Below are 12,224 nucleotides of genomic sequence, written 5' to 3'. Positions count from 1 at the left end.
GTTACGGCAAGCTTAGAGAAATTGGAGACTTTTTCCTGAGCGCCTCATTCACAAAAAAAGGCACCCTTTTGAGGTGCCTTTTTCAACTAAAATGAATTCGTAATCCCTTACAGATTTCTTCTGTATTGACCGCCCACTTCGTACAGAGCTTGAGTCATTTGGTACAAGCTGCAGTGTCTTGCTGCTGTCATCAACGCTGTGAAGATGTTTCCGCCGTTCAGAACTGTGTCTTTCAAATTCTGCAACTGACGTTCGCCTTCGGTTTGATGGTCCTTTTGGTATTTCTGCACATTGCTTAACTGCGCGTTTTTCTCTTCGTAAGAAGCACGAGCGAGTTCGATCTTCGGTGGCACGTAATCCGCCGCCATCGTTTTTGGATCAATGAATGTATTTACACCAATGATTGGCAAAGTGCCGTCGTGTTTAAGTCTTTCATAGTACAACGACTCTTCCTGGATTTTGGAACGTTGGTATTGAGTTTCCATTGCGCCCAAAACGCCGCCGCGTTCGTTGATCTTTTTAAATTCGTTTAAGACGGCTTCTTCAACTAGATCTGTCAATTCTTCGATGAAGTACGAACCCTGCATTGGGTTTTCGTTCTTCGTCATACCGAACTCACGGTTGATGATCAGCTGAATCGCCATTGCACGACGAACAGATTCTTCTGTTGGCGTCGTAATAGCTTCGTCATACGCATTCGTGTGCAAGCTGTTACAGTTGTCGTAAAGAGCAATCAACGCCTGCAATGTCGTACGAATGTCGTTGAAGTCGATTTCTTGCGCGTGCAAAGAACGACCGGACGTTTGAATGTGGTACTTCAATTTTTGCGAACGATCGTTTCCTTTGTAAAGGTCACGCATCGCCACCGCCCAAATACGGCGGGCCACACGTCCCAATACAGAGTATTCAGGATCTAGACCGTTACTGAAGAAGAAACTTAAGTTCGGAGCAAAATCGTCTACTTTCAATCCACGAGCCAAATAGTACTCAACGAATGTGAAACCATTCGAAAGTGTGAACGCCAGTTGGGAAATCGGATTCGCACCAGCCTCGGCAATGTGGTAACCCGAAATACTGACTGAATAGAAATTTCTGACTTTGCTATTCACAAAATACTCTTGAATATCTCCCATCATCTTCAGAGCGAAGTTGATAGAGAAGATGCAAGTATTCTGCCCCTGGTCTTCCTTTAAGATATCGGCTTGAACCGTGCCGCGCACTTGCTGCAAAGTCCAGTTTGCCACATCACTCCACTCTTCGGGAGTCAGCTTGCGACCTAGCTCGCTTTCTTTCTTTTCAACCTGTTGATCAATCGCTGTGTTGAAATAGAAAGCCAGAATCATCGGTGCCGGACCGTTGATCGTCATACTGACAGAGGTATTTGGATTGATAAGATCAAAGCCTGCGTAAAGCTTTTTCATATCCGCCAACGTACAGATACTAACGCCCGACTCACCCACCTTACCGAAGATATCCGGGCGTTGATCAGGGTCTTGTCCATACAATGTGACAGAGTCAAAAGCCGTCGAAAGACGATGAGCCGTTTCACCCTTAGTGAGATAATGGAATCGACGGTTTGTTCTTTCCGGAGTTCCTTCGCCCGCAAACATACGCTTTGGATCTTCATCCGCGCGCTTTAACTGGAACACACCTGCCGTGTAAGGGAATTCACCCGGAACGTTTTCAAGTTTTAAATATCTGAAGCGATCGCCCCAGTCTTTAAACTTAGGGACAACCACGCGACGGATTTTTGTTCCAGACAAAGACTCGCGTACCAAAGGTTGGCGGATTTCTTTGTCACGAACTTTGAACACCAACTCATCACCAGAATAAGTTTCAATCAGCTTTTCGTAACCTTGAAGCTGGTCGATCTCTTCTTGAGTGAAGTCTGAAGAAAGTTCCGCTTCGACCTTTTTAACAGTTTCAGGACTTGTTCCCAAAAGAGGAGCCACTTTCTTAAGGCCACCCAATTGAGACGCTTTTTCTGCCAATGTTTCCGTGCGTTTTTTATACTTGTGAACCGTTCCAACGATCTCAGCCAAATAGTTTTGGCGATCGGCTGGAATGATCACGTGTTCTTCCGCTGAAAGAATATTGGCTTTGAATTTAGGATCCACCTGCCATTTAGCTCCCTGACGAGACTCTAAAAGATCAGCAAGTTGGAAGAATAATTTATTCACGCCGCCGTCGTTGAATTGTGAAGCCTGAGTCAAGAACACAGGAACTTGCACTTTTTCATCAAAGATCTTGCGAGAGCGTTTGTATTGTTTCGTTACATCACGAAGAGCATCTAAAGCTCCGCGACGGTCGGCCTTATTTACGGCAATCAAGTCCGCAAAATCGATCATATCGATCTTTTCAAGCTGCGACTGCGCACCGAAATCCGAGGTCATCACGTACATGGACATATCACTGACTTCCGTGATCGCCATATTTCCCTGACCGATCCCCGAAGTTTCCGCGATAACGAAATCAAAATCCAACTGACGGATGAATTTCAAAATTTCAGGCAAAGAAGACGCGATCTCTCGGCCTGAACCACGTGAAGCGACGGAACGCATGAACACGTGATTGCGAGACAAAGAGTTCATACGAATACGGTCGCCCAAGAGTGAGCCACCCGTTTTACGTTTCGAAGGGTCTACGCAGACCACACCGATTTTTTTATTGGGATAGGCATTCAAGAATCTTTGCACAAGTTCGTCGATCAAAGAAGACTTACCTGCGCCACCGGTGCCGGTGATACCTAAAACCAAAGGCTCGCCATTTTTTGCTTTGAAATTCTGCAAGCCAAAATTTTCTAACGAATAATCTTTGTGACCGTTTTCAATCGCCGTTAAAGCCACGCCCAATTCCACGGAAGGAATGGTGTCGCCCGCAAAGATATTCTTTTTCGTTTTAAATTCTTTTTGTTTTTCTAAGACATCAAAGTCACAGCCACGAATGACTTGTTCAATCATTCCCTCAAGACCCAATTTACGACCATCTTCCGGGTGAAAGATTTGTGCGATCCCGTATGCTTCCAGTTCACGTTTTTCTTCGTGAACGATCACTCCGCCGCCACCGCCATAAATACGCACGTAACCCGCGCCCGCTTCGTCTAGAAGATCCTTCATGTACTTGAAGTACTCCATGTGACCGCCCTGGTAAGAGCTGATGCAGACCCCTTGAGCACCTTCTTGCAAAACGGCTTTCACCACATCACTGACCGAGCGGTTGTGACCCAAGTGAATGACCTCGGCGCCCATATCTTGAAGAATACGGCGCATGATATTGATGCTGGCGTCATGGCCGTCGAAAAGTGCGGCGGCCGTTACGATACGAATAGGATTCTTAAGTGTATATGCCATTTGGACTATTGACCTTTAAAGTTCGCCTTACGTTTTTCGATGAAAGCGGAAGTGCCCTCTTTCACGTCTTCAGAGTCGAAAAGATCTGCAAAGATCTTCGCTTCATTTCTTTGCGCCTCTTCCACATCCATATCCCACGCTTGGTTGATAGATTTTTTCGCTGAGCCTACAGCAATCGGAGCTTTTGCTAAAATAGCTTCAACTGTTTTCATCACAGTGTTCATAAGCTCTGCTTGCGGAACGACTTTATTCACAAGACCCATTGTGTGCGCTTCTGCCGCAGTGATCATGCCACCCGTATAAGTCAGTTCACGCGCGCGACGTTGACCGATAGCGCGAGCCATACGAACCGTCCCGCCAAATCCTGGGATCAATCCCAGGCTCACTTCGGGAAGACCGAACTTTGCATTTTCAGATGCATAGATAAAATCACAACCCAAAGCCAACTCACAGCCGCCGCCCAAAGCAAATCCGTTCACCGCCGCGATGACTGGAATTTTTAGAAGAGTCAGCTCGTGGAAAATACTTTGACCACGTTGAGCAAAGCTTAAAGCTTTTTCTTCGTCGAGTTCGTGGATTTCTTTGATATCCGCGCCAGCCACGAAAGCCTTTTCGCCACTGCCTGTGATAATAAGAGCGCGCGCATCTTCGTAGTGCATTTCACCGATTTGACGAAGAGCTTCGCCCATCTCGTTTAGCACCATAGAGTTCAATGCGTTAAGAGCTTCAGGACGGTTCACCGTCATCACCCAAACGCCGTTTGGTTTTTGTTCAACTAAAATTGTCTTGTAAGTAAAACTGCCCATTTTTAAAACCTATTTCGCTGAATAGTCGTAGAAACCACGACCTGTTTTACGTCCCAACCATCCTGCTTCAACATACTTCACGAGCAATGGACATGGACGGTATTTAGAATCTCCCAAACCATCATGAAGCACGTTCATGATCGCAAGGCACGTATCAAGACCGATAAAGTCTGCCAAAGTCAAAGGACCCATCGGTTGGTTTGTTCCCAATTTCATCGCGGAATCGATAGACTCAACAGAAGCAATGCCTTCATGAAGAGTGTAAACCGCTTCGTTAATCATCGGCATCAAGATGCGGTTCACGATAAAGCCTGGCATGTCTTTCACAGACTCAACAAAAACCTTATCCATTTTTTCTGCCAAAGCTTTTACTGTCGCGAAAGTCTCATCAGAAGTTTGCAGACCACGAATACCTTCAACAAGTTTCATCAAAGGAACCGGATTCATAAAGTGCATGCCTGCGACTTGAGTTGGACGCTTCGTCACTGCCGCGATCTTTGTAATAGAGATTGAAGAGGTATTAGAAACAAGCAAAGCCTCTGGCTTCACGGCTGCGTCTAGGTCTTTAAAGATTTTCAATTTCAAATCGATGTTTTCTGTGGCAGCTTCGATCACGATGTCGCAGTCTTTAAGAGCAGAAACCTCTTGAGCAGTTTTAATACGACCCAACAATGTCGTTTTGTCCGCTTCGCTCATGCCGCCTTTTTTGATAATGCGGTCACAAGAACCAGCGATCGTTGCGATCCCTTTTTCCAAAGCAGCGCCGTTGACGTCCATCATGATGACGTTGAAGCCAAAGTTCGCCGCTACTTGTGCGATGCCGTTACCCATTTGCCCAGCGCCGACGACGCCGATCGATTTGATATTCATTTACCACTCCGCGTTAAAATACTGTTGAAAATCGAACTGTTTACCAGTACTTCACTTTAGTCTGGAGGTCAAAAGTTCTGGTCTTGAGCGCAGAGCCTAAAGCCTCAAAATAGAGAGATGCGGTCCGTAGTATCAAAGACATTGGCGTTTCTCTTTCTTTCCTCGAATTCGTGGGCCGCTCTGGCGACAGATGCTAGCGCCGCTGTCTCTTTTTATCGCAGCAAAAACAGCCTGTTTCCCTCTGGCCAGGTGAGTCGAAATACTCTGGATAATAAGCTTTTACGAACAGAAACCGAGATCGCTTACCGCACCTCCTGGGACAAAAAAGAATACGTGATGCAAGCATCGCAAATTTTGCGCGACATTCACGTGTCTCGTTATGCCGACACCGAGACAACGGCGGTTCTTCTGAGTGTCGATCGCAGCGATGCTCCGACTGTGAAAACTCTTCCGGCCAAGGCGGCTTTAGAGATCTTGGCGACAGATGATTACTGGGCTCGCGTGAAAGAAAGAGCAAGCAGCACACAAGGCTATTTGCCTTTGCACCTTTTGCAAGCCCGCCACGACGACGTAGGGGTTTACGTGAACATCATGGACACCTATGTGCGCAAAGAGCCTAGCTCAAACGGACGTGTAATAACGACTCTTCCCCGCCTGCAAAGAATTATCCCCTTAGAGATCACGAAGAACTTCTTAAAAATTCAATATGCTGAAAACATTGGATACGTAGACGTGACTCATTTTGTGTCTCGTGCGGATTACGCAAATCTCGCTTATCACCCCAAGAAAAACTGGATGGCCGCCCTGTATCGCAATAACGATGTGCTCATCACCCAAAAAGGCGAAACGGTTCCGTTGAAAGAAATCTTAGGGTACGTGACAAACAGCCATCGCGGAGTTGTCATCCGTCCGGAGTCTTCGTCTTACGGTCCTCCCCTTCGTGCGCGCGTAGAGATTCTTAAACCGGAAGCTCATGTCTGGGGCGTCAGCAAGCTCGATGGTCATGGCGAAGTCTGGTGGAAAAGAAAAAATCTTTTGGTCGAAGAAAAAGGAACGCCCTCAGAGACAACAGTTTCCACGGACGTTTTGATGAAAAGAGAAATCTATTCCATAGCCTTTGAAAATAAAAATTCCGTGCGCGGTTTGGTGTCTTCCGAAGGTGTTTTTCGCACTGAAGATGGTCTGACATGGACCCTGATTCCTCAGTTTGGAAAACAGACTTACCCGGTCAGCATTCACCCGGATGGCACTTGGTTTGTGGGATCTTTCAAAAGCACGAATCAAGGAAAAAGTTTTGAGCCTTTCATTCGCTGGGACAACATCGCCGAAGCTATTGAAGCGGCTTATCACCGCAATCCTAAAATCTTGCGCCTGACACAAATTGAACCTTTACCCAACTCCAAAGTTCAAATCTATGTCGACACAGGAAGCAGCAAAGTAAAACTTCGCAGCTCTATTGGAAATCTTCATTGGGATGTGATTAAAAACTAGCCTACTTCCAGAGCTTTCCCGCGCACATCAGATAAAACATTTTGAAATCCCCGCGCAAGGACCACAGAGGATGCGTGAATGTCGCTGGGCGATTCTTTTCAACAATAAAGTGCCCGACCCAAGCAAAACCATAACCAATCAACGGTAAAAGCCACAGAACGGTCCAAGTCTTCGTGATGAAGGCATAAATGAACACGGCATGAACTAAAAAAGTCCCGACGAAATGCAGACGACGATTGCGCGGATCTGAATGTTCGCGCAAATAAAAAGGCCAAAATTCTTCGAAGCTTTTCATAAAAACCTCGCTGAAAAAACTATACTTGAGCCTCAGGGAAATAAGGCTGCATCATGTGACGAACCTTTTCTTGCAACTGGGGTCGCGACTCTAAAGCATACTGAGTGGCATCCACCGGTGGCAACACATACAACGTCACTGTGCGCTTCCACACGCCCCAGTTCGGAACAATATGGCCTTTAGGAAGAATCGCCGCCGCCCCTTTGACCACAACCGGTACAATCGGAGATTTCGCATTAATGGCAAAGATAAAAGGACCTGACTTGAAAGACCCGAGCCTTTCCGTCACTTGCCTTGTTCCTTCGGGCGCCAGAGCAAAACGCTCACCCGCTTTGATACGAGTTTCAGCCTCTTTATAAACCTTAAAAACCTCTTCGCGACGGTCGCGCGCAATCGGCAAAATTCCGGCTCGACGCATAGCCGGGCCAAAAACAGGAATGCGGAAAAGCTCGATCTTGGCACCGAAACGGAAACTTCCCAAGTATCCATTCATCGCGAAAATATCAAAGAAGCTTGTGTGGTTGAAAACGTAAATAAATCCGCCAGGAGGTTGATTCTCAAGGCCTTTCACGATGACTTCAACGCCGAACATGCGGCAAGCACCGCGGGTCCAAATTTCAACAATGCGATCCTCGAGCGGGCGGTTCTTCATTGTCAGATTCACAATGATAAGAGCGATCGAACACAACATTGTGTGAATCGGAAAATAAACAAGTGCTAAAATGGAGCGAGGGTATGAAAGTAATTTCCAAAACATATTAACTCATCTCAGGAAACAAACGTTTGCGCGCCGCTGTTCTCTGTCTTTCTTTGTACGCTTGATGCTCTGAGGGGCCTGATAAAATTCTTTCGTGAGCCGATTGATCCATGATCTGCACTTCAAAAGGATAAAAGAAACTAAAAGCTTCTTGGCTCCCTTGGGGTTTAATATGAATCAATTTACGAGAAATGAATTTAATAAACTTATAATCCGCACCGGAAAAGAAATTTTCTTTTCGCAGATACTGAACGTTATCACCCATCTCGGAGAGTTTTTGATCAAAAGCAGCTTGAATACTTTGCTCATCCAAAGTGTCCAACCGGTGAGAAAGATCGTCACACACTTCCATGAATACATTCACCGGATAAAGATTGTTAGAGCTTTGATCCGGCATGATGTGCGGAAAACTGATCACATTTTCTTTCACCAAAAAACGCACGACTTGGAAAGTATCAAAAAGATTGCGCGTGATAAAACGTACACCCAGCTTATCAAAGATCTTCATCGCCAAAGCATCGGGTTTGGCCAAAAGTTTAATCACCGTGCTGGAAGAAGTTTTAAATGGTTTTACTTCAAAACCTAGAAGTTCAATAGGATCTAAGATGTGCTCACCAGCCGTAGAACTTTGCAAAAAAGTCCGGTGAGTCGTGCCGTCATAACGGATGCACTCTTGAAACGGCGAAAGAATTTGCGATTGGATTTCTTCAGAAAAAGAACTGAAGAGATCATTTTCTGCATGAACAAAAACATGCATGCAGCGAAGAATCGCACAGGCCCAGCGTTGCAGTTGAACTTGTTCGGGATCCTGGGAACTTGCGTAAATTAATAACTGGCGGATGTCCCCAAGCTGGCGGCGGTCTCTAAAAATTTCAGGAAGTTCTTTATCTTCAAAGCCCAGCTTTTCTAACATCAGAACCAGGGCACGACGGTGGTAGTACCAAAGTTTTTCTAAGTCGTTTTCTTTGGTGAAATCGAATCCATAACTTAAAAGGAAAGACGTCGCGGCCTCGAGAGAATGAATATTGAGCCTAGGAATTTCGATGGCAGAATGACCACCGACAACCGAGTTCAGAATGGAAGAATCAAAGATGAAACGTTGAGGCATTCCCCTATCTTCAAACTCGATAGGGGGTGAAGCAAGACGCAGCGCTTATTATTGGATCAAAGCACACGTGTAGGCTTTGAACTGACCAAGAGTACCCGAAGCAGGAGAATAGCCGTTTACCGCCGTACGATTTTGATATGTCACATTCCCTTGAGCAAGAGTGCCGTCGTATTGACCTTGGAACACGATATCACCGTAAGAGTCGCTAAACTTCACTGTGAATTGACGCGTATTGCGATTAATGGTTCCTGAAGCCGCCGCAGAAAACTCAACTTGGTAAGGCTGGATCACCTGGCCGTTATAAGACTGACCCGCGTAGGAATCAAAGATCTTGATAAGAACAGTTGAAGAACCCGCCACTAAATTTCCGGAAGAATCAAATTTAAATGAACCGAAGAAATCAATACCAGTCTTATCATTGATATTACCGCTGATAGTGCCCAGTGTTTGTGGATCCAAGGTAGCAGAGATAAAACTCTTTACTTGGGATTCAAAACTTCCTGAATTGTAGTAATCATAGATCTTACCCACATTCATGGAGGCATTCCCGCAGCTATTCACCGCATTGGGCTGAGTGACCGCCGGTGTGTTTGAGCGGCCCGCAACGCGTGTCGCGCTGGATTCCTTCTTCGCACAAGCTGATAAGGACAAAGCCACAAGGACCAAGATTCCCATCACTGATTTGTTAAAGAAAGATGTTTTCATAAAAGCCTCCATGCCAATCATAGAGGCAAGAGGCGGACCATCAAAAATGCAATATATTGGATTTGAGAGCGAAAACCCGTCTCACCCTGAAACATCCCTCCAAGGAGGGACGTTTTAAGTGCTCGGGTGTTTAATATTTGAACAATGAAAATTAGCGCAATTTATCGAAGGCCAAGAGCACATTGATTTCCGCTGTCAGCCATAAAGAACCCGCAGAATCGACCAGACCTTGATTCAGAAGCTGCGCCGGTAGCTCCGCCGGCTTTTTTATAGAAGCCAAATCAAAGCTTGGATCTACTTCTTTCAAAACGGCATTCACTTTGTTGTACTGCTCGCTACGAATCAGGGCTTTCTTCATTTCAACTTCAAAGCGCAAACCACGAGACGAAACCAAGTTCATCCATTTCGTACGCTCTTCCGCCGTTAGATAACTGCGCGCGACTTTAACTTCTTTAGTAAGTCCTTGTCCTACTCTTAAAGTCGTCTCACCGTTTTCCACAGCCGTAAGATCCAAGTAAAGTGCTGCCAGGATATCGGCATCTTGTGCTGTAATGATATTGCGTGGAAGAACCTGACTGACGATCGTAAGAGCCCCTTTGGCGTCGGCTTCGCTTTCATCGACTTTAGGCAGAAGAGCGGAAAGACCCGAAGCCAATGCCTTTTTATTCACCAACGAAAGCTGGTGGAAGAAAGAAAGAATACGATTTTGTTGAAAACTCGTCAGCGTGTACTCACGTCCACCCAATGTTTTACCTTGAGCAAAGTAAGGACTATTCGCAAGCTCAGTGATTTGTCTTTCAATAAAGTCTTTAGCAATGCTGCCGTCAGAGTTTCTCCAAAGATCATTAAGCACAGCCGCGTATCCACCGGCTTCTGCCAAAGAGCGTGTGCGCTCACGACCTAAAGCATCGTCCATTCCCACTTTGGAATAATGGATCTGACCTGACTTTACGTTTTCAATTGAAGCAAACTGTGGCGATGGGACTGAGTTGACTGTTTTATCTAAAAGAACCTGATTAATAAACTTCAATGTATCAAGATTGACCTTCCCCCACTTCACCGTGTCTTGAAGAACCACGTCGATGTCGTTAACGACCGTCGGTTGATCTGCGGGGTACAGACGGCCAATGATGGAGGCAAAAAGAACTTTAATGAAACGTTCTTTTTCATATTTCGTATCCAAGTACTTGCGAAGAAGCGGATTGTTTCCGGCATCGAAGCGCTCGCAGCCATAAATCTGCAAAGCTTGGCTTGAAGCTAAAGCGATATCGTCATCCGTGCAGTAGCGAGAGATCTTTTCGTCTAATGCCGCATGGTCCGCCGAGTAAGCCCAATCCATCGCCATCTTATCATAGGAAAGAGGTGCATATTTGATTCTGGCTGCCATCAAGACATCATCAATACCGCTGACATAATCCATGATACTTGTCGACGTTTCCAAACCTTGGTGATTGGGATCTTGAAGATAGTTTTTCGCCGCAGCTTCAATATCTTTTGTTGACACCTTCGCAGAGAAGGATCCTGCAAAGTTATGACGAAGTCCCAAAGCATGTCCTAGTTCGTGAGCCACAGTGGCGCGCACGCTGTCTTGAGCTAAGCGAAGTCTTTGAGAATCATTGGCCTCTTTCGCGATCACATCCAATGCAGCTAGATTTTGGGTAAGGTCACAGGAAACGGCGCCGGGTGCGACTGGAGTGTCATTATTGAGATGAACTAAATCACCAGAGCCGACTTTCGTGAAAACGGACGGCATAAATACTTGAGCTCTTAAGACTTCACCCGTCAGAGGATCCGATTGGCCAATAGCGTAAGCCGCGCCTGAATCTTCCCAAGGAATCCAGCGCACCATGATGCTGCGATCTTCAGGACCGGCTTGAGGATCCACATTTGTTTTTACGCTGATCACATCACGACCAAAAACTTTATTCCAGTAAAGAGCGCCTTCTTTCACAGCATCCAGATATTGTGCGGGAACGGCATCAGAAATACGAATAACAATGGGACCTTTTTTAGGAGACAAGTCCCACTTCGTGATTAAATTGATGATGTCTTTGCTATGTTCTTTTTTGCCCAGCTTCGTAACAAAGAATCCGACGCGGCGACTTTTATCGTACTCTTTAGGACGGAAATCCGGAGTCAGATTGTAAGCGCGGATTTGCACATTCATGGCGACCGTCTCTTCACGGTTTTCTACGGTCGATGTATTACGATCAGGACCCGATTTAACTAGATCAGAGCGGATCTTGATGATCTGCTCTAGCTCGATGTTTTTTTCATCAAACTTAATACCGCGAACAAAAGAGTCTTCAACAACCAAAGAAGGGAGCGAACTTTCCGTTAAGTCATCGCTATTGCCGCGAGGGATATCCGTGTCGTAGGAACGCTGCTGAACAAAAGTTTTTAAACCTTGCCCCCAATCAAAAGTAATGGAGTCTGTATCTTCAGACACGACTTCGAAAGTTTGGATCAGGTTCACCGTTTGAATTTCTTTGTAAATGCTATTGTAATTCTGAGCTAACAAGGCGATGCGTCCGCCGGACTTATCGAATGTGACCACCTGAGGTTTCAAGTCATACCACTGCGGTGTGGATCCAGATGTCTTTCCCGAAGAGATCAAAAGAAAGACTTTTCCTAAAGAGGATTTTTGAATCGTGATACAGGATTTATTCGCACAGACATCCGTGGTATTGCTCGTAAACGACTCGAGCATATTATTTGGAGCCTGCTTTTCGACGATAGTTTCTTTCGTACACGCTGACAGTAACAAAGAAGATAGAGCAATGCTGAGAAGCCCGATGCGTTGATTCGAATTCATGTAAGAACCCCCAAAAACCATATTCAA

9 protein-coding genes are annotated in these 12,224 nt (G+C 45.8%); 1 reads left to right on the top strand and 8 read right to left on the bottom strand.

Annotated elements, in window-relative coordinates; genetic code table 11:
- Positions 1-107 precede the first annotated feature (107 nt).
- The 3 genes from icmF to ACLWBD_RS08345 are packed head-to-tail and all read right to left on the bottom strand — an operon-like array spanning position 108 to position 5,026.
- On the bottom strand, positions 108-3,350 hold the full coding sequence (icmF, locus tag ACLWBD_RS08355; RefSeq protein ID WP_063207640.1) for a fused isobutyryl-CoA mutase/GTPase IcmF: 3,243 nt from the start codon (positions 3,348-3,350) through the stop codon (positions 108-110).
- 5 nt (positions 3,351-3,355) lie between these two features.
- Complete coding sequence (locus ACLWBD_RS08350; protein ID WP_063207642.1) at positions 3,356-4,156, bottom strand: enoyl-CoA hydratase/isomerase family protein; 801 nt, start codon at positions 4,154-4,156, stop codon at positions 3,356-3,358.
- Positions 4,157-4,165: 9 nt separating this feature from the next.
- Positions 4,166-5,026: a 3-hydroxybutyryl-CoA dehydrogenase gene (locus ACLWBD_RS08345; RefSeq protein ID WP_413570569.1), complete on the bottom strand. Its 861-nt coding sequence runs from the start codon at positions 5,024-5,026 to the stop codon at positions 4,166-4,168.
- Positions 5,027-5,143: 117 nt separating this feature from the next.
- Here ACLWBD_RS08345 and ACLWBD_RS08340 point away from each other — a divergent pair, with 117 nt between their 5' ends.
- Positions 5,144-6,517, top strand: a complete 1,374-nt coding sequence (locus ACLWBD_RS08340) for a hypothetical protein (RefSeq protein ID WP_413570567.1) — start codon at positions 5,144-5,146, stop codon at positions 6,515-6,517.
- A gap of 1 nt (position 6,518) precedes the next feature.
- Here ACLWBD_RS08340 and ACLWBD_RS08335 read toward each other — a convergent pair whose 3' ends face one another.
- From ACLWBD_RS08335 to ACLWBD_RS08315, 5 genes are all read right to left on the bottom strand, one after another.
- Positions 6,519-6,812, bottom strand: coding sequence for a DUF962 domain-containing protein (locus ACLWBD_RS08335; protein ID WP_063207649.1), 294 nt, complete (start codon positions 6,810-6,812; stop codon positions 6,519-6,521).
- 19 nt (positions 6,813-6,831) lie between these two features.
- A complete protein-coding gene (locus ACLWBD_RS08330; protein WP_063207653.1) occupies positions 6,832-7,569 on the bottom strand; it encodes a lysophospholipid acyltransferase family protein in 738 nt (245 codons plus the stop codon).
- A gap of 1 nt (position 7,570) precedes the next feature.
- On the bottom strand, positions 7,571-8,677 hold the full coding sequence (locus ACLWBD_RS08325; protein WP_063207656.1) for a TIGR04552 family protein: 1,107 nt from the start codon (positions 8,675-8,677) through the stop codon (positions 7,571-7,573).
- Between the two features lie 48 nt (positions 8,678-8,725).
- Positions 8,726-9,382, bottom strand: a complete 657-nt coding sequence (locus ACLWBD_RS08320; RefSeq protein ID WP_413570566.1) for a hypothetical protein — start codon at positions 9,380-9,382, stop codon at positions 8,726-8,728.
- Between the two features lie 151 nt (positions 9,383-9,533).
- Positions 9,534-12,197: a zinc-dependent metalloprotease gene (locus tag ACLWBD_RS08315; RefSeq protein WP_413570564.1), complete on the bottom strand. Its 2,664-nt coding sequence runs from the start codon at positions 12,195-12,197 to the stop codon at positions 9,534-9,536.
- Between the last annotated feature and the right edge of the window lie 27 nt (positions 12,198-12,224).

The sequence above is a fragment of the Bdellovibrio sp. HCB117 genome, assembly GCF_047305915.1.
Lineage (GTDB): Bacteria > Bdellovibrionota > Bdellovibrionia > Bdellovibrionales > Bdellovibrionaceae > Bdellovibrio > Bdellovibrio bacteriovorus_B.
This window is presented reverse-complemented; position numbering and strand designations above follow the sequence as displayed.